The sequence below is a fragment of the Smaragdicoccus niigatensis DSM 44881 = NBRC 103563 genome (assembly GCF_000380645.1).
In the GTDB taxonomy this organism is placed as follows: Bacteria; Actinomycetota; Actinomycetes; order Mycobacteriales; family Mycobacteriaceae; genus Smaragdicoccus; species Smaragdicoccus niigatensis.
Genome location: NZ_AQXZ01000015.1, coordinates 164,592 through 185,971, shown reverse-complemented (window position 1 = coordinate 185,971; position 21,380 = coordinate 164,592). Strand labels below are relative to the sequence as shown.

The following is a 21,380-nucleotide window of genomic DNA, read 5'->3' as shown; positions in this document are numbered from 1 at the left end:
TACGCTGTGTTCATGACGCGCTTGCTGGTGACTCTCGATGGGCGGATTCTCGATGCTGACCAGCCGATTCTGCACAGCGATGACAGCGGATTCGTGCGCGGCGACGGGTGCTTCGAGACGATTCTTGTCCGCGAGGGGCGGCCGTGCGTCGTGGGCTGGCACCTCGCCCGGCTTGCGACTTCGGCGGCAATGCTGGATCTGTCGGAGCCGAACCTCGAAACCTGGCGAAATGCTATCGACATTGCCGTCCGCGAATGGGGAGTGGCCAACGAGGGCATGATGCGGCTCCTGCTGACCCGCGGACGGGAGAGCGGCGGTGAACCGACCGCGCTCGTCACCGTGACCGAGGTGCCCGAACGGATCGTCAACGGCCGGGCCAACGGAATCGGCGTCGTCACGCTCGAACGCGGGTTCTCGACCGACCTGGCCAAGGTCGCACCGTGGCAGCTACTCGGGGCCAAGACGCTGTCGTACGCGACCAATATGGCGGCGCTGCGGCACGCGGGCCGAGAGGGTGCCGATGACGTCGTATTCATCAGCACCGACGGGAAGGTCCTCGAGGGGCCCCGCTCGACGGTCGTCATCACGCGTGGGCGCACGCTGCTGACCCCGCCGACCGAGTTCGGAATTCTGCCCGGCACCACGCAGCGCGCGTTGTTCGCGGTGGCCCAGAATCGGGGCTACACCTGCGAATATGTGCCCCTCGAGCGGGCGGACCTGGACAACGCCGACGGGCTGTGGCTCATGTCGAGCGTGGCCTTGGGTGCGCTCGTGCACACTCTCGACGGACGTAGCCTCGCCGTTCCGGCGGTTGCAGCGGAGATCGCGGAGATGGTCGACCAGGCGGTTGCCACCATCGGGGGGTAAGTTTCTTGTCCCGGTCGGTCTGTACGAAACTCCAGTTCTGTACAGACCCCTGTGCGAGAGACCTTGGGTCGCTCAGACCTCGTACGCGCGCTCGGCCCGACGGGTCATCTCGTCGAGCACGGCGGTTTGTCGCCGGATCAACTGCTCGGCCGACGACGAAGGACCTTCGTGGCGCAGGCGGGCGACCGCGCGGAATTCGGACGCGAGTTCGGCGTCGCTGAGTTCGCTAGCAGGCTTCACGGGACCTCCAGGCTGACATCGTCGTCGAGCATGTAGCCAATGGTGGATCCGATATTCGCGCCGAACACCGAACATGCCGGGACTGAAAACAAGTTGTGACCGGACTCAGCGAGTCGACGATGGCAACTGCCAGTGGCTCCCCAGTTCGAAATCGAAATCATCGGGCACGAACCGGCCCATTCCGCTGACCGGGTAGGGCGTCGTCTCGCCGAACCAGATGGTGCCGTCGACGTTGTAGAGATCGACCCGGATGAAGTCGAAACCGCGACCGATCCGTCCGGCGACCTCGAACATCTCATCGAGGTTCGGCGGCGCGTCCGCGTGGGGGAGGTGCTCGCCGCCCGGGTTGCTCGCGACGCGGCACCAGTCGCGGTCGTAGAACGTCGCGGTCGTGTCCGACGGTCGCCCGGTGATGACCATCGCGTACTTCGCCACGCCGTCGTAGACGTAGAACTGGTAGTCGACCGGCGGCTTCGGTCCGGTGCCGATGCGTTCCTCGACGAGGAACACGCGCGCCGAGTGGCCGTACGCCCACTCGCCCGACTGCGCCCAATTCTCCTCATCGAGCCAGCCGTCGGTTTGCGCGATGAGGGTCTCGATGTCGGGCTTGTTCTGGCCGAATATGACCTTCGCGGTCCGATGATTGGGCTTGAGCACCCAGTCGCCGGGCAGGTCGACCAACGCAAGTTCGCGCAGGTCAGTGCCGGTCCAGTAGGTCTGCGGGACACGAACGGCGGCGACCGACGCTACGCGTCGCTTCATTGCGAGCTTGTCGCATGTGCCGATCAAGACGTCGCGGCGGTCGCGAACGATCCGCCAGTTGACCTTGTCGGTGAAGCGTTTCGGATTGTGCCAGTTCGGCAGTCGCCGGTGGCGATAGACGTAGACGAGCGCTCGCCGAGCGATGGTCACGAGTGCGGAAGTGTCGATGCGCTCAAGTTAGCGCATACCCCTAGCCGACGTAGCGGGCGAGGCGCGCGGAGATGTGCGGCCGAAGTTCGCCGTCGGCGTCGATGCGCTCCTCGACGTATGCGAGGTCGCCGCCGTCGACGATTCCGTAGAGCCGCTTCGCACCACCGACGACGATGCTGGTCTGCGAACGAATGACGACGTCGGTCGCGAGTTCCCAGGACGATTGCGTCAGCGCGGCGCCGTAGTACAGCTCGACGATTCCGGTCGAATGAGCCAGGACGAGTTCGAGCGACTCGCCGTCGGGAACATCGTCGCCGGTCGCGACGCGCCAGAAGCCGGTCTCACGCAGGTGCGGGGAGTGGAATTCTTCGTCTTCGGTGAGACGCCAGGAGCGCGAATCCCAGTTCAGGTAGTCGCCGCCATCGTGCGATACGACGATCTGCTGGCCGAACCGGTAGCTCTCGCCTGGGCCGTCCGGCTCGCCGCTGTGCAGATCGATGGCTTCACCCACGCCACGCCAGACGCCGACCATCGGCAGCAGTGCGAGCAGGGCATCGCTGAGGTTCGGCCCAAAACGCAGGTTGGCAGTCTCATCGGGCGCGACGAGGCCAGGCATCACCGGAATATTGCGTTTGCCCGTTTCCTGTGCACGGACTTCGGCATTGGCGATCGCTTCGTCGCCAGAAAGGCGATCGTCAGGGGACGTCACGACTCGTCAGTGACCAACCGGTACAGCACGTACACCGCGAACCAGGTGATCAGCAGCGATGCCAGGACGAGAAGGGTCTCGAAGAAAAGCACCATGGCGAACATCCTAGTCAGGAACTCGTTATTAGGGGAAACGAACAACTCCTCCCGGATGTCGGATCCGGAAGGAGTTGTTCGGTCGTTATGGAGCGGGGCCATGTCTGGCAATCCCGTGACCTGCTGCGCGGCGCCCAGGCACACGGCCTGCGGCGTTGTCCTCGTCGCATATAGCTCCGCTATGTGCTCCTCGTCCGCCTTGCATCCCGCGCACCTGACCGCCGCTCGCTACGGCCAGGAATTGCCAGACACGGCCTAGTCCACTTGGACGTCGACGTTGTGAATTCCCGCGGACTGCGGGGTCAGCGTCACGTCGCCGTTGCCGGACTTGGAGAGGGCCCGGACAGTCCAGGTGCCCGGAGCTGCGAAGAAGCGGAACGCTCCAGTCGCCGACGCCACCACCTCGGCGGTGAATTCGCCGGTCTTGTCGAGCAGTCTGACGAACGCGCCGCCGACCGCTTCACCGGTGGACTTCACGATCCGGCCGGTGATGACCGTCTCTTTCTCCAGGTTGATGCCCGCCGGCAGAACCTGTCCCTGTGCTGGTGCTCCGCACATTCTCCAATTCCCCCTGTTGTCTGTCGGCTAGTCGCCGAGTGCGATCGGTGCGCCGACGAGCGAGCCGTATTCGGTCCAGCTGCCGTCGTAGTTCTTGACGTCCTCGTGGCCGAGGAGTTCCCGCAGGACGAACCAGGTATGCGAGGAACGCTCGCCGATCCGGCAGTACGCGATGGTCGACTTCGAGCCGTCGAGGCCGGCGGCACCGTAGAGCGACGTGAGCTCGTCGTCGGACTTGAACGTGCCGTCCTCGTTGGCCGCTTTGCTCCACGGCACGTTGAGCGCACCCGGAATGTGGCCGGGACGCTGGCTCTGTTCCTGCGGCAGGTGTGCCGGCGCGAGGATGCGGCCAGCGAACTCGTCGGGGGAGCGGACGTCGATGAGGTTCTTCGATCCGTCATTGGAGACTGCGATCGCCTCGTCGCGGAAAGCCCGAATCGTGAGGTCCTGCTCGGCGGCCTTGTAGTCGGTGGCCGGACGCGAGACGGCGTCGGCGGACAGGTCGCGACCGTCGAGTTCCCACTTCTTGCGGCCACCGTCGAGGAGTTTGACGTCGGCGTGGCCGTAGAGCTTGAAGTACCAGTACGCGTAGGCGGCGAACCAGTTGTTGTTGCCGCCGTAGAGGATCACGGTGTCGTCGTTCGAGACGCCGCGCTCGGAGAGCAGTGCGGAGAACTGCTCGCGATTGACGAAGTCGCGGCGAACCTGGTCCTGCAGGTCCTTGCGCCAGTCGAGCTTGATGGCGCCCTTGATGTGTCCGCCGTCGTAGGCGGTGGTGTCTTCGTCGACCTCGACGAGAACGATGCCGGGGGTGTCGAGGTTCTGCTCAACCCAGTCGGCCGAGACGAGAACGTCGGAGCGGGCCATGATGAAGTCCCTTTCGGATGTGAAGTTCTACGGAGGTGCGTCGGTCGGCCGCGACTATGCGGGCTGGCGACTGACGAGTCGAGCTGCGAACGGGTAGATCAAGCAGCCGAGGCAGATCGCGAACGCCGCGTTGAGGAACGCCGCGAACAGTGCGAATCCGACCGCAACGGACGCTACCGTCGTGGCGCCGAAAGTGAGGGCGACTAGGCCGACTCCGGCGAAGACGAAACCGACGCCCTGGGCGAACCGCAGCGGTGCGGCGGGTTCCTTCTCGGTGACCGGGCCGAGGCGGGGCTGGATGAAGCGGCTGTAGATCCGGCCGTACGGGTGTCGACGCGGGCCGACGATGGCGCCGACCAGGAAGACCACGGTCTGAGCGGCGAGCACGAGTGCCGCGAGTGGCGGGGAGAAGGCGAGGATCGCGAGAACGGCAACGAGGACGGCCGTCGTGACCCAGGCAGCGAAACGCGGACCGCGGACATCGACCTGGTCGAGTGCGGGTTTGACCGTCGTGCCGCTGGTGGTGGTCAGGGTTTGTTCTGACGATGCGGACATGTGGGAGAAGCTCCTGTGTTTGTGTGCAGACCCATGGCTCGATGAACAGAGCTCTGCCGGGCAATACACGCGGATCTGGTGGCCGGAATGGCCGAGGGGATCAGCAGCAGGGGCGACAACAGGTACCGCTCAACCGGCACAGATCAACTGTGCGGCGTCGAGTGAGCATGAGCTCGGAGCGGTAATACACGTCGGCGAGTTTACGCGGAAATTTTCGCTACGGCCATGTATGCAAATTAGTCAGTGGCTGAGGGGTTCGAGAACAGTCCGCAGGTCAGTGGCACCAGGCACCCCCGCGGCGCGGAACTTCTGCGCGCCGTCGCGGTCGATGATGAACGTCGTGGGCAGCGACAGAACCCGCAAATACCTTGACAGAATTGGGTTTTCGTCGATGTCGACTTCCAGGTCCTGCGGCGGGTGCGGCGAGTCCGCAAGATCGTTCGTGACGCCGCTGACGACCCGAGCGACGGCCTTGCAGGGCGCGCACCAGTCCGCCGAGAAATGCACCACAGCTGGTCCGGCGCCGGTGAACCCGACCTCGGTCAGTAGGGCGAGGAGCTCCTCTGACTCGTCGATCGCCGCATGCCGGATCTCGCCGTCCCGCTTGTTCAGCCACAGCCCGGCTGCGGTCGCCAATGCGAGCGCGATCAGGCCGATGATCACCGGGTAAACACTGCCGCTCATCGCACCTACTTGATCTGCAGATCGTCGAGGGCGACCTCGACCTTGGTCGACGTGCCTTCGATGACGATCTGAGTACCTTCGGCCCAGGCCTTGCGCGGGATCGCGCCGAACGGCAGGACCAGCTTGTTGATCACCGTGCTGAAGCGGGCGACGATCGCCGGCTGGTCGGCCTCGGTGATCTCCGCGGGCAGGCCTTCGTCCGGGTCGACCACCAGCTCCTGTGCAACGATCCGCAGCGCGCCCGCACTGATGAAGAGGTTGGCGCGCACATTGACCTTGACCTTCTTGCCGCCGGCGAGGACCGTGCCCGAGAACACGACGCCGTCGTTGGTCGGCAGGGCGTCCTGGTCGGCCTCCTTTACCTTCTGCTCGCTCTTGGGCACGATCTCGAGGTCCGGAATGCCGAGCTGCTGGCCGAGTTCGGTGACGTCGATTCGCATGCGGCCCAGAATCGTCTCGACCTTGGCGTCGGCGTAGTCGCCGGCGAACAGCTTGCCGCCACTGATTTCCACATCGCTCAGCAAGGCCTCGATGTAGGTATTGCGCATCTGGTCGCGGTGGACGCCCCGGGCTCGAATCTCGACCTGGGGGAACTTGCCGCGGATCGCGGCGACTGTGAAGGGCACGCCGTGGATCGTGACCTCGGGGTCGGTCGATAGTTGGCTGTGCTCGCGGAGTGCCTTCGACAAGCGGTACTCGCAGTAGGCGGCCGCGCTGAAATCGGTCAGCACGAAGACTGCCGCCGCGACCAGGAGACCGATGATGAGCTTCCGCATGGTCTCCATTGTGACTACACCGCGTCGTCGCGCGGAGCCAGCCCGGAGAACGGGGTGTGTGTTTCTTCGTGCCAGTCGTCGCTGAAGCAGTTCGTCACGCTAATCTGTTGCGCAAGGCAATTCGCGTGCGGGTGGATCAGATTCAAGAGCGGAGGGGACCATGGAGCTTCTTCTGCTGACGTCCGATCCGAACTACGAGTCGGTCCTTCCTTCTCTGGCGCTGCTTCCGCACACCGTTCGCCCGGCACCGACCGAGGTCTCCTCGCTCCTCGAAGCCGGTAGCGCAGACATCGCACTCGTCGACGCACGCACCGATTTGGCTGCCGCGCGCGGACTGTGTCGCCTCCTCGGCACGACCGGTTCGTCGCTGCCCGTGGTCGCGGTTCTGACCGAGGGTGGGCTCGTTGCGGTCAGCGCCGACTGGGGCCTCGACGACATCCTCCTGCCCGGAACCGGTCCGGCTGAACTCGACGCTCGTCTGCGTCTGCTCGTGGGCCGCGTCGGTGGCCAGACCAATGCGGAGGCGTCGGGCAAGATCACGCTCGGTGAACTCGTGATCGACGAGGGCACCTACACGGCTCGACTCAAGGGCCGTCCGCTCGACCTCACTTACAAGGAGTTCGAACTCCTCAAGTACCTCGCGCAGCACGCGGGCCGAGTGTTCACCCGCGCCCAGCTGCTGCAGGAGGTGTGGGGCTACGACTTCTTCGGTGGTACCCGCACCGTGGACGTCCACGTTCGACGCCTTCGCGCGAAGCTCGGTCCCGAGTACGAGGCACTCATCGGTACCGTCCGCAACGTCGGCTACAAGGCCGTTCGGCCGGGTCGCTCCAAGGGCGATCACGTCACTTTCCCGGACTCCGAAGAAGACGAATAGTTTGCGACTCGTCTGGTCTCCGGTTCTCCAAGCTTGGGAGGCCGACGTCGTTCGGCAGATTCTCGAACAGGCGTCCGAGCATGACGGCGTCAATGCGGTGGGGGAGCCCGGTCGGCACGCGCTCGACGGCGAACCCGGGTACGCGCATCTTCTGGCGTGGGCGGGTGACACCGTTGCTGGCTACGCGAGCCTCGTCGAACCCCGTGCGGGCCACGATCCGATGGCCGAGGTCGTGGTGGCGCCGGCGATGCGGCGGCAAGGCATCGGTCGACAAATGATCACTGCGGTTTTCGAACGCGGAGGACCGTCGACTCGTTTGTGGGCACACGGCGACCTCGAGGCGGCGCGCGCGGCCGCGGCGGACCTCAACCTGACGGTCGTTCGCGAGTTACTGCAACTCCGGCGGCCGCTCGACGAAGAATTCGCCGTTCCCGACATTCCGATCCGTTCTTACGCCGGCCCGTCCGACGATGCGGAATTGCTCCGCGTCAACAATGCGGCCTTCGCCTGGCACCCGGAACAAGGTGGCTGGACGCAGCGGGAAATCGATAATCGGCGGGAATCAGAGTGGTTCGATCCGGGCGGACTGCTCATCGCGCCCGGGCCAGGCGACACGATCCGAGGCTTCCACTGGACAAAACGCCAGCCCGGTAGTGATCTTGGTGAGGTTTACATCGTCGCCGTCGACCCGAATCAGCAAGGCAGTGGGCTCGGTCGAGCTCTTACTTCGGCGGGACTCAATTATTTGCGCAACAATGGCACGAAGACAGTTGCCCTATATGTTGAAGGAAATAACCGTCCGGCGCTCGCCGTATATCGCGATCTTGGGTTTAAAAAGCACGCCGTTGACGTGGCTTATGCCACAAACGGCCCTTCGTAAAAGCGGATCTACCAGCGGAGACATCTGCTGTTCACCTTCCGTTCAGCTTTTACCACTTCCACGTTCATTGACGTTCCTTAGCTTTCTCACCGAAAGCAAAAGATCCCAAGACAGGGATGAACAACTTTCGATATCCCTGGATAGGTGGGGCAGACGGCCTCACCCAAAACGTTAAGGACATCTGTGAAGCTCAAGCGTTCAGGTGCAGCAGTCAGCCTCCTCGCTGCTGGTGCCCTTCTTGTGTCGGCCTGTGGCAGCGACAACAACACCAACTCGGCCGGCGGTGCCAGCACCGTTGACGCCAAGATCTGCGCAGGCAAGCAGAAGCTCGCCGCCAGCGGCTCGAGCGCCCAGAAGAACGCCATGGAGCGCTTCATCGCCAACTACGAGGCTTCGTGCTCCGGCTACACCCTGGACTACAACCCGACCGGATCGGGACAGGGTGTCTCGGACTTCCTCGCCGGCCTGACCGACTTCGCCGGCTCGGACTCGCCGCTCAACGCGGACAAGGGCGAGATCGAGAAGGCCAAGGCACGTTGCGGCAGCGACGCCTGGAACCTCCCGACGGTCTTCGGCCCGATCGCGGTTGCGTACAACCTCCCGGGTGTCGAGGGTGTCGCGTTCGACGGACCGACCCTCGCCAAGATCTTCAAGGGCGAGATCACCAAGTGGAACGACCCGGCCATCGCCGCGCTGAACTCGGGCAAGAACCTCCCGGACAAGCCGATCGTCGTCGTCTTCCGTAGCGACGAGTCGGGCACCACCGACAACTTCCAGAAGTACCTCGCGGCGGCTTCGGACGGCGCTTACACCGGTAAGGGCAAGGCCTTCGGCGGCGGCGTCGGCGAGGGTGCGGACAAGAGCGACGGCGTCAAGTCTGCCGTTTCGTCCACCGAGGGTGCCATCTCCTACATGGAGTGGTCGTTCGCCAAGGACCTCAACGTTGCCAAGATCGTCACCTCGGCTGGTCCGGACGCGGTCGAACTGAGCAAGGAATCAGCTGCCAAGGCTGTCGACAGCGTCAAGATCAAGGGCGAGGGCAACGACCTCGTTCTCGACACCTCGTCGTTCTACAAGCCGACCACGGCTGGTGCGTACCCGATCATGCTCGCCACCTACGAGATCGTGTGCTCGAAGTACGCGGACGCCAACGTCGCAAAGGCAGTCAAGGCCTTCCTGACTGCTGCTGCCGCTGGTGACCCGGGTGACGGCTACGTCGCACTTCCGGAGGCCTTCAAGGCCAAGCTGGAAGCTGCAATCGCAGCTATCTCCTGATCGAAATTCGAAGTAGAACAGTGCGATCGGACCGCTGATGTCGACCCGAACCCAAGTGACTCCGGGCCGGGGGCCATCTCAGAACGAGATGGCCTCCGGGCGGGGAACGGATAACCTGAACCTTATGCCAGACGCGACCCCAGTTGCCGCGAAGAAGATCTCGGCCCAACCCCAGAAGCACCTCGGGGAGCGGATCTTCAGTGGCCTTGCCACCGGATCAGGTGTTCTGATCGTCTCTGCGATCGCGCTGATCGCACTGTTCCTCTTCATCAAGGCGTGGCCGTCGCTCCTGGCGAACCACGCGAACTTCCTGACGAGTTCCGAGTTCTCGACCAACAACGAGAACGACCTGAACTTCGGTGTTGCCGACCTGTTCATGGTGACGGTGCTCAGCTCTGTCGTCGCACTGGTCATCGCCGTACCGGTCTCGCTGGGTATCGCGATCTTCCTGACGCAGTACGCGCCCAAGCGCATGGCTCGGCCGTTCTCGATGGTCATCGACCTGCTCGCGGCAGTTCCGTCGATCGTGTTCGGTCTGTGGGGAATCCTGATCCTCGCGCCCAAGCTCGAGCCGGTCGCTCAGTTCTTCAATGACGCCTTCGGTTGGATCTTCCTGTTCAAAGCAGGAAACGTCTCGCTGACCGGTGGCGGCACGATCTTCACGGCCGGCATCGTCCTGGCCGTCATGATCATCCCGATCATCACCTCGGTCACCCGCGAGGTCTTCCGCCAGACTCCGACCGAACACGTCGAAGCTGCGCTGGCGCTCGGCGCCACGAAGTGGGAAGTCATCCGGATGACCGTTCTCCCGTACGGGCGGAGCGGAATGATCGCGGCCTCGATGCTCGGCCTCGGCCGTGCGCTCGGTGAGACCGTTGCGGTCCTCATCATCCTGCGCACCGCGGTCACCGCCGGACATTGGTCGGTCTTCGACGGCGGCTACACGTTCGCCTCCAAGATCGCCTCCGCGGCCGCTGAGTTCTCCTCGCCGCTGCCGACGGGTGCATACATTGCGGCTGGTTTCGTGCTCTTCATGCTCACCTTCGTGGTGAACGCGGCAGCGCGATTCGTGGCCGGCGGAAAGGTGAATGGCTGATGGCTACCACCACCACAATCTCCACGATGGATCGTCCGGTCAAGAAGCCGACGTTCCAGTCGACGAGCACGTCTCGCAAGGTCAAGAACAACATCGCCACTGCGGTGTTCATACTGTGCTTCGGCGTCGCCCTGATCCCGCTCGTGTGGGTTCTGTTCACCGTGATCGAGCGTGGCTACTCCGCGCTCATCAGCATCGACTGGTGGACGCACTCGATGAAGGGTGTGCTGCCGGAAGACTTCGGTGGCGGTGTCTACCACGCGATCTATGGAACGTTCGTCCAGGCCGGTATCGCCGCGCTGATCTCGGTGCCTCTGGGCATTATGTGCGGCATCTACCTCGTCGAATACGGACGCGGACGCTTCGCCAAGGTCACCACGTTCACCGTTGACGTTCTCGCCGGTGTGCCGTCGATCGTCGCCGCCATGTTCGTCTTCGCGGCCTGGATCGCGACGATGGGCTTCGGCCGAAGCGGCCTCGCGGTCTCGTTCGCGCTGGTTCTGCTCATGCTGCCGGTCGTCGTGCGAAGCACCGAGGAAATGCTCAAGCTCGTGCCGGACTCGCTCCGCGAGGCGTCGTACGCGCTCGGCATTCCGAAGTGGAAGACGATCCTCAAGGTCGTTCTGCCGACCGCGATCTCCGGCATCATCAGCGGTGTCCTGATGGCCACCGCCCGTGTCATGGGTGAAACCGCACCGGTTCTGGTGCTCGTCGGATACAGCAAGTCGATCAACTTCGACATCTTCGAGGGCAACATGGCCTCGCTGCCGCTGCTGATCTTCACCGAACGAGCCAACTCCGAAGCCGCCGGCGATCTGCGTATCTGGGGTACTGCCCTCACGCTGATTCTTCTCATCGCAGCGCTGAGCGGCCTGGCCGCTCTCGCGTCGCGACTGCTTGCTCCGAAGACTCACTGAGTCTGGAAACCGAGGGAAATACCATGGTCAAACGCCTTGATCTCAAAGACGTCAACATTTACTACAGCGCGTTCCACGCCGTTTCGGACGTGACGATGTCGGTTCCGCCGCGCAACGTCACTGCCTTCATCGGCCCGTCGGGTTGCGGTAAGTCGACCGTTCTTCGCTCACTCAACCGCATGCACGAGGTCACCCCGGGTGCCCGCGTCGAAGGCTCGATCCTGCTCGACGGCGAAGACATCTACGCTGCCGACGTCGACGCGGTCGGTGTCCGCCGGACCATCGGCATGGTGTTCCAGCGCCCGAACCCGTTCCCGACGATGTCGATCAAGGACAACGTCGTGGCCGGCCTGCGGCTCGCTGGTGTGAAGGACAAGAAGAAGCTGGACGAGGTCGCCGAGCGGTCGCTGCGCGGTGCCAACCTCTGGAACGAGGTCAAGGACCGCCTGGACAAGCCGGGTGGTGGCCTGTCCGGTGGTCAGCAGCAGCGTCTCTGCATCGCTCGCGCCATCGCGGTTGAGCCGGACGTGCTTCTCATGGACGAGCCGTGTTCGGCGCTGGACCCGATCTCCACACTGGCGATCGAGGACCTCATCACTGAGCTCAAGCAGAACTACACGATCGTCATCGTCACGCACAACATGCAGCAGGCTGCGCGCGTGAGTGACCAGACGGCGTTCTTCAACCTCGAGGCGCAGGGCAAGCCCGGCCGGCTCATCGAGATCGATGACACCGAGACGATCTTCTCGAACCCGAAGGTCAAGGCGACCGAGGACTACATCTCGGGTCGCTTCGGATAATCCACCAGGCGAGAGAAAGCCCAGTCCCGAATGGGGCTGGGCTTTCGTCGGTTTGGTGCTTAGTCCGTGGGAATCGGCAGGTGGCCGGTGACGAGGAAGATGACCCGACGGCCCACCTCGACGGCGTGGTCGGCGAACCGCTCGTAGTAGCGGCCCAGCAGCGCGACGTCGACGGCCTCGGCGGCGCTGTGCTTCCATTCCCGATCCATCATCAGGGTGAAGAGATGGTTGTGCAGGTCGTCCATCGCGTCGTCCTCTTCGGAGAGACGAGCAGCCAGCTCAGTGTTGCGGGTCTCGAGGACTTCCTTCGCCTGCGCGGCGAGGCCGACCGCGATCTTGCCCATCTCGGAGAAGTAGCCGTTCACTTCCTCGGGCAGCACGTGGTTCGGATGCCGGCGGCGCGTCGCCTGCGCGACGTGGAGGGCGAGCGCACCCATTCGCTCGATGTCGGCGACGATCTGGATCGCCGAGATCACCGAACGGAGGTCGGTCGCCACGGGTGCCTGGCGGGCGAGGAGGGACATCGCCCGCTCTTCGCCGCGATGGGACAAGATGGCGAGCTTGTCGTATTCGGTGATGACGGTCTCGGCGACGGCGAGGTCGGCCTGGAGAAGAGACTGGGTAGCCTGCTCCATCAGGGACCCGGCCATCGAAACCATCTCGCCGAGAATCCCGCCGAGCTCGCTTAACCGCTCATTGAGCACTACACGCATACATCCACATTAGTCGTTGCCATATGACTCAATGGTGAGCACACGTTGAATCAAGCGTGAACATGGTGCGGATTTGTCCAGGTCAGGCGCAAGTTTGATCAGCGGCGTTCGTATAGGACAAATCGGGCGGAAGATCGTTTGCGGTTTCCTCGTCAACAATCGTGGCCCGGATCACGGTGCCCGGCTTCGCGGGATCCTTCGGCTGGCCGTGGAAATCCGAGCCGATCACCAGCTCGATCGGGACTTCCGACTCGCTGACGCGGACCAGGACCGCACCCGGGATCGTCGAGGCGAGGGTCATGGCCTCGGCCTCGTATTCGGGGGTGAAGCGGACCAGAGTGCGGACGCTCGTGCCGCTGTAGCCACTGATTCCGGAGACGCTGAAGCCGAGGGCGGTGAGGCTGTCGCCGACGTCCTGACCGGTGTTCGAGTTGCCGGAGGCGTTCGAGATCGACACGGACACGGTTCCGGGTTCGACGGCATCGACGTGATCGATCCGGTCATTGAACTTCTTCGCCGTGCTGGACTCACCGGGCAGCGGTGCGCTGGTTCGAATCGCTTGGAAGATCGCGGAGATGTCGCGCACGCGCGGAATCTCGTTGCCCCATTCGGACGTCCCCGACGTTGGCACGGTGATGAACGTGACGACCCCCGGCTCGACGTTTCGCAGCGACGTCGCAAGCGTGAAAAGGTCTGTGGTGGTGACCTTTTCGACGAAGGTGTTCTCGGTGAACGCGGCGATGAAGCCGTTCAGTCGCGCCGGGTCGAGCAGGACCTTCTGGGATAGCACCGATCGAAGCAGCGAACTCAGGAACAGTTGCTGGCGCTTGATGCGGCCGTAGTCACCAGTGCCCTCGGACTCGATCGTTCGCGCGCGGACGTAGTTGAGGGCGACCGAACCGGGCACCACTTGGCGGCCGGTCTTCTCGAGAACCGGTCCGAGTTCGCCGTCGATGAGCGGTTCCGTCGTGCACAACTCGACGCCGCCGATCGTGTCGACCATCTTCTCGAATCCGGCGAAGTCGGTCCCGACGAAGTGCCCGATGCGCAGTCCGGTGAGACGCTGAATGACGCGTACGAGGCACTTCGGCCCGCCGAGTTGGTAGGCCGAGTTCAGCTTGACCTGGTCCTCCGGCGACACTTCTTCGTCGCTGTAGACCGCGGCGCTGTTGTCCCACGAGGTGCACGTCGGGCGGTCGATCTCGAGGTCGCGCGGAAAGTTCACCACGACGACGCGACTGCGGTCGGACGGGATGTGGACGACCATCATGACGTCCGAGCGGGCACCTTCGACGTCGGACTCCGTCCCGGCGCCGACCGCACCGTTTGCACCGGCACGGCTGTCGGTCCCCACGATGAGGAAGTTCTCGTCGCCGAGTTGGGTTTCCGGGGCGACGATGTCGGGAGATGCCTCCTCGAGCGCGGAGACCTGTGTGAACGACCGGTCGGTGTGCGACTTGAACATCCACAGCGCTCCGGTGCCGAACAGCACCAGAACCGAAGCGAACGCGACGAACGATCGGCCGGCCGCGAGGATCGGACGGTTGCGGGACCGCGAATGCCGTGCTGGCCGACGCGGGAGAAGAACACGAGGCTTTGCTTTCGTGGAGAGAGGATTGCGCTCCGGTGGCGCCCCGTTTTCCGCCATCAGCCGCCGCTGTGCATGACGTCGGCCGCGGTGGGGACGCAGAGGTCGTCGGGATCGTCGAGCCAGCCGTGGGGGAGTGCGACCTTGCCCGGCGAACCCTGTCGGCCGCGCGGTCCCTCGGCATCGGACGGGAAGGGGACCGCCGGGTCGAGCCGGGTGATGAGGTCCTCGAGTTCGGTGACCGTCGAGACCGAGGCAAACGAGCGTCGAAGGTCCGCACCGACCGGGAATCCCATGAGGTACCAGGCCATGTGCTTGCGGAGGTCGCGGAGGCCCTTGTCCTCGCCGTGGTGCTCGGCGAGGAGGACCGCGTGGCGATGGAGGATTGTGGCGACTTCGCCGAGGTTCGGCGGCGTCGGCAACGGCTCACCGCGCAGCGCTGCGGACAGTTCGGCGAACAGCCACGGGCGGCCGAGGCAGCCGCGCCCGACGACGACGCCGTCGCAGCCGGTCTGATCCATCATCTTGACCGCGTCCGCCGCGGAGAAGATGTCGCCGTTGCCGAGGACCGGAATGGTGGTGACGGCTTCCTTGAGTGCGGTGATCGCCGACCAGTCGGCGGTCCCGGAGTAGCGCTGGGCGGCCGTGCGAGCGTGCAATGCGACCGCTGCCGCGCCCTCCGCTTCGGCGATGAGTCCGGTGCTGAGGAACGTCTTGTGGTTGTCATCGATGCCGATGCGGAACTTGAATGTCACGGGGACGCCCGCCGGTTCGGCGACCGCGACCATCGCGCGGACGATCTCCGCGAAGAGACGGCGCTTATAGGGGAGGGCGGCGCCTCCGCCAAGGCGGGTGACCTTCGGAACGGGGCAGCCGAGGTTGACGTCGATGTGGTCGGCCCAGCCCTCGCCGACGATGATTCGCACGGCTTCGCTGAGCGTCTTCGGGTCGACGCCGTACAACTGCATCGATCGCGGGTGCTCGTCGGCGTCGAACGACATCATGTGCAACGTCTTCTCGTTGCGTTCCACGACCGCGCGCGCGGTGATCATCTCGCACACGTAAATGGCGGTGCGACTTCCGAATTCGCGACAAAGCTTGCGGAATGCGAGGTTGGTGATGCCGGCCATGGGGGCGAGCACGACCGGCGGATCCACCGGATATGGACCAATCCGGACCGCTGACGTCGATTCCGCACTCACCTGCACAAGGTCAATTGTGGCGTCTACGCAGGGAGAATGCGAAATCGATCGCACAAATCGGCACCGCACGCCAGCGCGAAGGAAACTATGCCTTCGCGGCGGCGTGCGGTGCCGATTTGAGCAGAACTAGCTTGCTGCGGCGTCCGCCCGGGCAGCGTCGCGCGCCCTCATGCGGTCGCGCTGCTCCTCGAACTTGAGCGCCGACTTCTCGAGGACCTCGAGGTAGTTGGCGAGCTGTTCGCGTCGCTGCTCACCCTTGCCCGTGAAGTCGGTGCGTTCGAAGATGCGCCACTTGCGCAGGTTCGGCCACAGCACCTCTTCGAGGTGCTGGCGCAGGTCGTAGATGCCGGCCTTGGCCATCAGCACGCCGTTTCGGCGGAAGTTCGGCATTCCCTGTCCGGGCATCCGGAAGTTCTCGACCACGTTCGCGAGCGCCTCGAGGGTCTGGTCCGGTGCGATGTCCAGGGCTGCTTCGCACATGTTCCGGTAGAAGATCATGTGCAGGTTCTCGTCCGCGGCGATGCGTTGAAGCAGGCGGTCCGCGATCGGGTCGTTGCATGCCCGGCCGGTGTTGCGGTGGCTCACGCGGGTGGCGAGCTCCTGGAACGTGACGTACGAGACCGAGTTCAGGAAGCCCTCTTCGAGCTTGGACTTCTCTTCCTCGGTGGCGGCGAAGCCGTGCGTCATGTGCTCCATGCGGGCCTGCTCGAGCGCCACCGGGTCCACGCCGCGGGTGACGACGAGATAGTCGCGCAGGGCGATTCCGTGCCGGTTCTCTTCCGCGGTCCAGCGGCCTACCCAGGTGCCCCACGCGCCGTCCTGAGAGAAGCTCTCGGCGATCTCGCGGTGGTACGAAGGCAGGTTGTCCTCGGTGAGGAGGTTGGTGATCATCGCAGCCTTGGCGACTTCACTCAGCTTCGACTGTTCTGGTTCCCAGTCGACTCCGCCCATTGCGGCGAAGTTGCGGCCCTCGTCCCACGGGACATAGTCGTGTGGGTGCCATTCTTTGGCCATCGACAGGTGACGGTTGACGTTTTCCTCGGCAACCGGCTCGAGCTCCTTGAGAAGCTCGAGCTGAGTCAGCTCTCGTGCCATGTGTCTTCTACCCCTTTGTGCTTCGCGTCGTAGTGCTCGTGGTGCGCTCGGGGCTGTGCCCCCGGGAGGGAGCAAGAGCGTGTTCACAGGCGGGAACTTGGTCAGGCTACGGGACCGTGAGCGTCCCCTCCGGACCCGAAACGCGGGGGCGGGCGAGATTGGAAGTGAAATTGTGACGAAAGTCCATCAATGTGGGCCGAGTGTCACAACACTCTTGGCAAGTATTCAACCAGCGCTTATTAGTGACGCAAATCGAGAGATGGCTCCACAGAAACGTGTAATTGAATTCACTCCCGGCGCATGGGTTACTCCCCGAACAGATCCGACGCGCGACCCACGATGAGCGGGTCGGGTGGCGTCGCGATCTCGTGGTCCTTGCCGGGGTAGTCGTACTTGTTCAGCACGTAGCGCATCGCGCCGAGGCGGGCGCGCTTCTTGTCGTTGCTCTTGACCACGATCCACGGGGAATGGTCGGTGTCCGTCGCGCGGAACATGTCTTCCTTCGCCGCGGTGTAGGAGTCCCACTTGTCGAGCGAGGCGATGTCCATCGGCGAGAGCTTCCACTGCCGCACCGGGTCGACCTCGCGAATGATGAAGCGAGTCCGTTGTTCGGACGGCGTGACGGAGAACCAGAACTTGGTGAGGTTTATGCCGTCGGCGACGAGCATCTCCTCGAACAGCGGAACCTGCTCGAGGAACGCGCTGTACTGCCCCGCGCTGCAGAAGCCCATCACGCGCTCGACGCCGGCCCGGTTGTACCAAGAGCGGTCGAAGAAGACCATCTCGCCGCCGGCCGGCAGGTGCTGCACGTAGCGCTGGAAGTACCACTGGGTCGCTTCGCGCGGGCTCGGCTTCTCGAGCGCGACGACGGACGCACCGCGCGGATTCAGGTGTTCCATGAATCGCTTGATCGTTCCGCCCTTACCCGCGGCGTCCCGGCCCTCGAAGATGCCCATGTGGCGGCGGCCGGTGCTCTTGATCCAGGACTGGAGTTTGAGCAGTTCGATCTGCAGCAAACGCTTCTCGAGTTCGTACTCGTGACGTGGCATGCGCTCGTCGTATGGGTAGTCCTCGCGCCAGGTGTCGACGGGGCTGCCATCGGCCTTGACCAGCACGGGATCGTCGTCGTCATCGTCGAGAACGCGCAAACCATGCAGCTCACCAAGAATGCTCACGCGGTTACGCTAGGAGGCTTTGGTTAACAGCTGGCGAAGGTGGAATGTAGTCATTTCAAATAGATGCTTTGGCCACTAACGCGCCGGTCGTTTCGCGCCGAAGATCGGGACTATGAGCAGCGAATTGATCATTCTGCTGTTGGTGATCGTCACGGCCCTGGCCTTCGACTTCACCAACGGCTTCCATGACACGGGCAACGCGATGGCAACATCGATCGCCACGGGTGCCCTGAAACCCAAAACGGCCGTTACGCTTTCGGCGATTCTGAACCTTGTCGGCGCCTTCCTCTCGGTCGAGGTCGCGCTCACGGTCACCAACGCGGTCATCAAGATCCAGGAGAAGGACGGTTCACCGAAAGCCGCCTTCGTCGCCGATCACGGGCACGCGCTCCTGGTGATCGTGATGGCCGGCCTCATCGGCGGCATCATCTGGAACCTGCTGACGTGGTTGCTCGGTCTGCCGAGTTCGAGTTCGCACGCGCTGTTCGGCGGCCTCATTGGTGCTGCGCTCGCCGCGCTGGGCACCGGTGGTGTCGTATGGATCGGTCACGGCAAGATCGACGGTGTCGTGGGCAAGGTGATCATGCCGGCGCTGTTCTCACCGGTCGTCGCCGGAATCGTCGCTGCACTCGGCACGTTCCTCATCTTCAAGATCGTTGCCGGAGTGGCCGAGCGGTTCACCGAGACGGGCTTCCGCTGGGGTCAGATCGGTACGGCATCGCTGGTGTCGCTGGCGCACGGCACGAACGACGCCCAGAAGACGATGGGTGTCATCACGCTCGCACTCATCGGCTACAGCGCCTCGACTCCGGATTCCACCGGGCCGCTTGCCTGGCATGACACTCACGGTGTTCCGCTGTGGGTCAAGTTCGCGTGTGCTCTCGCGATCGCGCTCGGCACCTACCTCGGCGGTTGGCGCATCATCCGGACCCTCGGAAAGGGACTCGTCGAGATCAGTTCGCCGCAGGGCATGGCCGCCGAAGCCGCTTCGGCGACGGTCATCCTGGCCTCGAGCCACCTCGGCTTCGCTCTCTCGACGACGCACGTGGCAACCGGTTCGATCCTCGGCTCGGGGGTCGGAAAGCCGGGTGCACGGGTCCGCTGGGGCGTGGCCCTGCGCATGGTCGTGGCCTGGATGATCACGCTGCCGGCCGCTGGTGTCGTCGGCGCGATCATGTGGGTCGTGGCCGCCAAGATCCCGGGATTGGCCGGCCCGCTCGTCGCCTTCGCGATGCTCCTCGCGCTGTCGGGCTACCTGTACCGGCGGGCCCAGCAGCAGAAGGTCGACCACAACAACGTCAACGCCGAGTGGGACGAGTCGTCGAACTCGACTGTTCCCGCCCCGAAGCAGACCGTGGGGGTCTAACCGATGGAAACTCTCAAGCTCGTCATCGAATCGGTCTGGAAGGTGCTGCTCATCGGCATCCTGCTGGGTGCCGGACTGCCCGCGCTGTTCGCGACCGGGGTGCGGGGTCTCGCCATCGGTAATGGCCACGAAGCGGCAGACGGAACGATCCATCGTCCCAATCCGCTCGGGAACGTTCTCGCCGCGGTGGCTTTCGTCGTCGTGATCGCGGCGATCGTCCTTGGCATCACGATCATCGTCTCGTCCGGATTCGGGATGAAGGTCAGCTTCGAGCACATCTACCCGACCCTCGTCGACAAGAAGTAGGAGCCGGCAATGGCCAACGAAAACGTGTTGACGCAGGTTCTGGACTGGCTGCGTGCCGGATATCCGGACGGAATTCCGCCGAAGGACTACTTTCCGCTGCTCGCTCTCCTGCGGAAATCGCTGACCGAGGAAGAGGTCGATCGAGTCATCGGCCAACTGCTCGCCGCACGGCCGAACGAAGTGACGAAGGAGCAGATCCACGAGGCGATCACGCGCGTCAAGCAGAGTGAGCCCGGCTTGGACGAGCTGCATCTTGTCGCGGCCAAGCTCGCGGCCGGCGGTTGGCCGTTGTCGGGGTTCGGCAGCAACTAAATTTGAGAGATGGCGGTTCGGGAGGCGTTGAACCGGCTCGTGCGGTGGTTTCGGGCCGGTTATGCGCACGGCGTGCCGAAGACCGGTTACGAGCCGTTGCTGGCGCTGCTCGAACGTCGACTGACATGGAAAGAAGTCAAGGAGGTCACCCGCGAGCTGATCCATGGCGCGCGGGTGACGACCGACGGCATCGAGCCCATCACTCGGGTGGATGCGGCCGTGGCGATCACCGGTCGGACCAATGAATTGCCTGCCGAGGAAGACATCGAGCGGGTCCGCGCCCGGCTCGAACGCAAAGGCTGGCCGTTCACCGACTAGGGCACCTACGCTTGGGATTCATGATCAGCGGCGCGCACGTCATCCTCTACAGCAGCGACGCGGACGCCGATCGCGCGTTCCTGCAGAACATCCTCGGCACCCGTGCCGTCGACGCCGGTGGGGGTTGGACGATCGTGGCGTTGCCGCCGGCGGAGATAGCCGTACATCCGACCGAGGATGCGCCGAAGCACGAGCTGTACTTCATGACCGACGACATCGAGGAAACGATGCGTGACCTCGCTGAAAAGGGCGTCGAATTCGTTGGGGGAGTGAGTGAGTTGCGGTGGGGACGGCTTACCGCGATCAAGCTGCCGAGCGGCGCCGAGGTCGGCATCTACGAGCCGAAACACCCGGTCGCGTTCGGCTGAGTGCCGCCCCGATGTAACGCGTCATCGACGGTTTTGAAAACTGGATTACGGTTCCCTGGGATGTCATTCGTGCAGTTCATGGCGAGCGTAGCCTCGCCCTTATGGTGTCCAACGAGGAACGCCGTTCGATCGCCGATCTCATCGAACGGCTGACGCAAATTCATCCTGAGCTCGGACGCGAGAAGATCACCGAGGTTGTCACTATGGCGTACGGGACCTTCGACTCGGCGCGCATCCGCGACTTCGTCCCGCTGTTCGTCGAGCGCCGTGTTCACCGTGTGCTCGGTGAGCATGACGACGTCATGCCGGCCTCGTTCGCGTGACCGTCACGGAAGAGCTCGACACCAACACTGCTCAGGCCGCGCGTCTTGCTGACGAACTGGACGACGCAATCCGCCAACTTGAGCGCGTCATCGCCAACCTCGAGCGCGGCTCGAACGGTGCCCGTTCCGGCGGGTATCGGTCGCGTCTCCGCGTGCAGATCAAGGCGAAGGATGCGGAGCTGGCGGCCATGAACCGGATGCGGTCGAACTTGCGTGCCCGCTTCGGGGTGTAGACCCTCAATCTGGGCTTAGCGTCTTTCGTCAGCACCCAGAGCGGGAAACCGCGAGTGAATCCGGGCGATCATGTGGCGGACTTCAACGACTTCGCGCGCCAACTTCGCCACTCGGAACAGGGTGTCGCGTGCTACGACGTCGCCCGACTCTCTGGCCGCTGCCCTCGCCGACTGAAGCTCGGCTCGCGTTGTCCGCAGCTGGTCGATCAACGTGATGTGGAAGCGTCGAGCTTGTTCTTGCTCGCGGCTGTGGTCGGCACCAATGCCAGTGTC

At 63.9% G+C, this 21,380-nt stretch carries 27 protein-coding genes; 14 read left to right on the top strand and 13 right to left on the bottom strand.

Annotation, left to right across the window (positions count from 1 at the left end):
• The first annotated feature begins 12 nt into the window (after positions 1–12).
• Positions 13–867, top strand: a complete 855-nt coding sequence (locus F600_RS0109470; RefSeq protein ID WP_040631033.1) for an aminodeoxychorismate lyase — start codon at positions 13–15, stop codon at positions 865–867.
• A gap of 72 nt (positions 868–939) precedes the next feature.
• On the opposite strand, the gene F600_RS31585 is transcribed toward F600_RS0109470, so the two are convergent.
• The 8 genes from F600_RS31585 to F600_RS0109425 all read right to left on the bottom strand — a co-directional run bounded on the left by F600_RS31585 (position 940) and on the right by F600_RS0109425 (position 6,263).
• Positions 940–1,107, bottom strand: coding sequence for a hypothetical protein (locus F600_RS31585; protein ID WP_018160369.1), 168 nt, complete (start codon positions 1,105–1,107; stop codon positions 940–942).
• A gap of 105 nt (positions 1,108–1,212) precedes the next feature.
• Positions 1,213–2,019, bottom strand: a complete 807-nt coding sequence (locus tag F600_RS0109460) for an ATP-grasp fold amidoligase family protein (protein WP_018160367.1) — start codon at positions 2,017–2,019, stop codon at positions 1,213–1,215.
• Between the two features lie 40 nt (positions 2,020–2,059).
• Positions 2,060–2,728, bottom strand: a complete 669-nt coding sequence (locus F600_RS0109455) for a heme-binding beta-barrel domain-containing protein (RefSeq protein WP_018160366.1) — start codon at positions 2,726–2,728, stop codon at positions 2,060–2,062.
• 350 nt (positions 2,729–3,078) lie between these two features.
• Positions 3,079–3,381: a DUF1416 domain-containing protein gene (locus F600_RS0109445; protein ID WP_018160364.1), complete on the bottom strand. Its 303-nt coding sequence runs from the start codon at positions 3,379–3,381 to the stop codon at positions 3,079–3,081.
• A 27-nt stretch (positions 3,382–3,408) separates the two neighbouring features.
• Positions 3,409–4,248, bottom strand: a complete 840-nt coding sequence (locus F600_RS0109440; protein ID WP_018160363.1) for a sulfurtransferase — start codon at positions 4,246–4,248, stop codon at positions 3,409–3,411.
• 54 nt (positions 4,249–4,302) lie between these two features.
• The gene (locus F600_RS0109435) at positions 4,303–4,803 is read right to left on the bottom strand and encodes a DUF4395 domain-containing protein (protein ID WP_018160362.1); all 501 of its coding nucleotides are present in this window, start codon (positions 4,801–4,803) and stop codon (positions 4,303–4,305) included.
• Positions 4,804–5,043: 240 nt separating this feature from the next.
• Positions 5,044–5,487: a thioredoxin family protein gene (locus tag F600_RS0109430; RefSeq protein ID WP_018160361.1), complete on the bottom strand. Its 444-nt coding sequence runs from the start codon at positions 5,485–5,487 to the stop codon at positions 5,044–5,046.
• Positions 5,488–5,492: 5 nt separating this feature from the next.
• On the bottom strand, positions 5,493–6,263 hold the full coding sequence (locus F600_RS0109425) for an LmeA family phospholipid-binding protein (RefSeq protein WP_026306344.1): 771 nt from the start codon (positions 6,261–6,263) through the stop codon (positions 5,493–5,495).
• Positions 6,264–6,423: 160 nt separating this feature from the next.
• On the opposite strand from F600_RS0109425, the gene F600_RS0109420 reads away from it, so the two are divergent.
• The 6 genes from F600_RS0109420 to pstB all read left to right on the top strand — a co-directional run bounded on the left by F600_RS0109420 (position 6,424) and on the right by pstB (position 12,108).
• Positions 6,424–7,140 carry a winged helix-turn-helix transcriptional regulator gene (locus F600_RS0109420; protein ID WP_018160359.1) on the top strand — a complete coding sequence of 239 codons (717 nt, stop codon included), beginning with the start codon at positions 6,424–6,426 and terminating at the stop codon, positions 7,138–7,140.
• Position 7,141: 1 nt separating this feature from the next.
• Complete coding sequence (mshD, locus tag F600_RS0109415) at positions 7,142–8,020, top strand: mycothiol synthase (RefSeq protein WP_018160358.1); 879 nt, start codon at positions 7,142–7,144, stop codon at positions 8,018–8,020.
• 183 nt (positions 8,021–8,203) lie between these two features.
• Positions 8,204–9,295, top strand: coding sequence for a phosphate ABC transporter substrate-binding protein PstS (pstS, locus tag F600_RS0109410; protein WP_018160357.1), 1,092 nt, complete (start codon positions 8,204–8,206; stop codon positions 9,293–9,295).
• A 124-nt stretch (positions 9,296–9,419) separates the two neighbouring features.
• The gene (gene pstC / locus F600_RS0109405) at positions 9,420–10,391 is read left to right on the top strand and encodes a phosphate ABC transporter permease subunit PstC (RefSeq protein ID WP_018160356.1); all 972 of its coding nucleotides are present in this window, start codon (positions 9,420–9,422) and stop codon (positions 10,389–10,391) included.
• A complete protein-coding gene (pstA, locus tag F600_RS0109400) occupies positions 10,391–11,308 on the top strand; it encodes a phosphate ABC transporter permease PstA (protein ID WP_018160355.1) in 918 nt (305 codons plus the stop codon). Before pstC ends, pstA begins: the two co-directional genes overlap by 1 nt.
• A 23-nt stretch (positions 11,309–11,331) precedes the next feature.
• The gene (gene pstB, locus F600_RS0109395; protein ID WP_018160354.1) at positions 11,332–12,108 is read left to right on the top strand and encodes a phosphate ABC transporter ATP-binding protein PstB; all 777 of its coding nucleotides are present in this window, start codon (positions 11,332–11,334) and stop codon (positions 12,106–12,108) included.
• 59 nt (positions 12,109–12,167) lie between these two features.
• On the opposite strand, the gene phoU is transcribed toward pstB, so the two are convergent.
• The 5 genes from phoU to ppk2 form a co-directional block, all read right to left on the bottom strand.
• Positions 12,168–12,821, bottom strand: a complete 654-nt coding sequence (gene phoU, locus F600_RS0109390) for a phosphate signaling complex protein PhoU (RefSeq protein ID WP_018160353.1) — start codon at positions 12,819–12,821, stop codon at positions 12,168–12,170.
• 82 nt (positions 12,822–12,903) lie between these two features.
• Positions 12,904–14,469 (bottom strand): LCP family protein, encoded by a 1,566-nt coding sequence (locus F600_RS0109385; RefSeq protein ID WP_018160352.1) that lies wholly within the window; start codon positions 14,467–14,469, stop codon positions 12,904–12,906.
• Entirely contained in the window at positions 14,469–15,539 is a 1,071-nt protein-coding gene (gene dusB, locus F600_RS0109380) for a tRNA dihydrouridine synthase DusB (protein ID WP_245541515.1), read from the bottom strand. The genes F600_RS0109385 and dusB overlap by 1 nt, the downstream gene beginning before the upstream one ends.
• Before the next feature lie 198 nt (positions 15,540–15,737).
• A complete protein-coding gene (locus F600_RS0109375; RefSeq protein ID WP_018160350.1) occupies positions 15,738–16,706 on the bottom strand; it encodes an acyl-ACP desaturase in 969 nt (322 codons plus the stop codon).
• Positions 16,707–17,011: 305 nt separating this feature from the next.
• Positions 17,012–17,881: a polyphosphate kinase 2 gene (ppk2, locus tag F600_RS0109370; protein ID WP_018160349.1), complete on the bottom strand. Its 870-nt coding sequence runs from the start codon at positions 17,879–17,881 to the stop codon at positions 17,012–17,014.
• Between the two features lie 112 nt (positions 17,882–17,993).
• Between ppk2 and F600_RS0109365 the strand changes: the two genes are divergently transcribed.
• From F600_RS0109365 to F600_RS0109335, 7 genes are all read left to right on the top strand, one after another.
• The gene (locus F600_RS0109365; protein WP_018160348.1) at positions 17,994–19,247 is read left to right on the top strand and encodes an inorganic phosphate transporter; all 1,254 of its coding nucleotides are present in this window, start codon (positions 17,994–17,996) and stop codon (positions 19,245–19,247) included.
• A gap of 3 nt (positions 19,248–19,250) precedes the next feature.
• Positions 19,251–19,553: a hypothetical protein gene (locus F600_RS0109360; RefSeq protein ID WP_018160347.1), complete on the top strand. Its 303-nt coding sequence runs from the start codon at positions 19,251–19,253 to the stop codon at positions 19,551–19,553.
• A 9-nt stretch (positions 19,554–19,562) separates the two neighbouring features.
• On the top strand, positions 19,563–19,865 hold the full coding sequence (locus F600_RS0109355) for a DUF3349 domain-containing protein (protein ID WP_018160346.1): 303 nt from the start codon (positions 19,563–19,565) through the stop codon (positions 19,863–19,865).
• Positions 19,866–19,874: 9 nt separating this feature from the next.
• Positions 19,875–20,183: a DUF3349 domain-containing protein gene (locus F600_RS0109350; RefSeq protein WP_018160345.1), complete on the top strand. Its 309-nt coding sequence runs from the start codon at positions 19,875–19,877 to the stop codon at positions 20,181–20,183.
• A gap of 20 nt (positions 20,184–20,203) precedes the next feature.
• A complete protein-coding gene (locus F600_RS0109345; protein ID WP_018160344.1) occupies positions 20,204–20,551 on the top strand; it encodes a VOC family protein in 348 nt (115 codons plus the stop codon).
• Positions 20,552–20,652: 101 nt separating this feature from the next.
• Entirely contained in the window at positions 20,653–20,874 is a 222-nt protein-coding gene (locus F600_RS0109340) for a three-helix bundle dimerization domain-containing protein (protein ID WP_018160343.1), read from the top strand.
• Positions 20,871–21,107 (top strand): hypothetical protein, encoded by a 237-nt coding sequence (locus tag F600_RS0109335; RefSeq protein ID WP_018160342.1) that lies wholly within the window; start codon positions 20,871–20,873, stop codon positions 21,105–21,107. The genes F600_RS0109340 and F600_RS0109335 overlap by 4 nt, the downstream gene beginning before the upstream one ends.
• Positions 21,108–21,380: the final 273 nt, after the last annotated feature.

Excerpts from the sequence above, each read along its gene's own strand:
- pstB (WP_018160354.1), top strand. The coding sequence starts at position 11,332 with ATGGTCAAACGCCTTGATCTCAAAGACGTCAACATTTACTACAGCGCG.
- F600_RS0109445 (WP_018160364.1), bottom strand. The coding sequence starts at position 3,381 with ATGTGCGGAGCACCAGCACAGGGACAGGTTCTGCCGGCGGGCATCAAC.
- F600_RS0109345 (WP_018160344.1), top strand. The coding sequence starts at position 20,204 with ATGATCAGCGGCGCGCACGTCATCCTCTACAGCAGCGACGCGGACGCC.
- pstC (WP_018160356.1), top strand. The coding sequence starts at position 9,420 with ATGCCAGACGCGACCCCAGTTGCCGCGAAGAAGATCTCGGCCCAACCC.
- F600_RS0109365 (WP_018160348.1), top strand. The coding sequence starts at position 17,994 with ATGAGCAGCGAATTGATCATTCTGCTGTTGGTGATCGTCACGGCCCTG.
- F600_RS0109360 (WP_018160347.1), top strand. The coding sequence starts at position 19,251 with ATGGAAACTCTCAAGCTCGTCATCGAATCGGTCTGGAAGGTGCTGCTC.
- pstA (WP_018160355.1), top strand. The coding sequence starts at position 10,391 with ATGGCTACCACCACCACAATCTCCACGATGGATCGTCCGGTCAAGAAG.
- F600_RS0109425 (WP_026306344.1), bottom strand. The coding sequence starts at position 6,263 with ATGCGGAAGCTCATCATCGGTCTCCTGGTCGCGGCGGCAGTCTTCGTG.
- F600_RS0109435 (WP_018160362.1), bottom strand. The coding sequence starts at position 4,803 with ATGTCCGCATCGTCAGAACAAACCCTGACCACCACCAGCGGCACGACG.
- F600_RS0109420 (WP_018160359.1), top strand. The coding sequence starts at position 6,424 with ATGGAGCTTCTTCTGCTGACGTCCGATCCGAACTACGAGTCGGTCCTT.
- F600_RS0109355 (WP_018160346.1), top strand. The coding sequence starts at position 19,563 with ATGGCCAACGAAAACGTGTTGACGCAGGTTCTGGACTGGCTGCGTGCC.
- F600_RS0109350 (WP_018160345.1), top strand. The coding sequence starts at position 19,875 with ATGGCGGTTCGGGAGGCGTTGAACCGGCTCGTGCGGTGGTTTCGGGCC.
- dusB (WP_245541515.1), bottom strand. The coding sequence starts at position 15,539 with ATGGCCGGCATCACCAACCTCGCATTCCGCAAGCTTTGTCGCGAATTC.
- F600_RS0109430 (WP_018160361.1), bottom strand. The coding sequence starts at position 5,487 with ATGAGCGGCAGTGTTTACCCGGTGATCATCGGCCTGATCGCGCTCGCA.
- F600_RS0109385 (WP_018160352.1), bottom strand. The coding sequence starts at position 14,469 with ATGGCGGAAAACGGGGCGCCACCGGAGCGCAATCCTCTCTCCACGAAA.
- F600_RS0109375 (WP_018160350.1), bottom strand. The coding sequence starts at position 16,706 with ATGGCACGAGAGCTGACTCAGCTCGAGCTTCTCAAGGAGCTCGAGCCG.
- phoU (WP_018160353.1), bottom strand. The coding sequence starts at position 12,821 with ATGCGTGTAGTGCTCAATGAGCGGTTAAGCGAGCTCGGCGGGATTCTC.
- F600_RS0109340 (WP_018160343.1), top strand. The coding sequence starts at position 20,653 with ATGGTGTCCAACGAGGAACGCCGTTCGATCGCCGATCTCATCGAACGG.
- F600_RS0109440 (WP_018160363.1), bottom strand. The coding sequence starts at position 4,248 with ATGGCCCGCTCCGACGTTCTCGTCTCGGCCGACTGGGTTGAGCAGAAC.
- F600_RS0109470 (WP_040631033.1), top strand. The coding sequence starts at position 13 with ATGACGCGCTTGCTGGTGACTCTCGATGGGCGGATTCTCGATGCTGAC.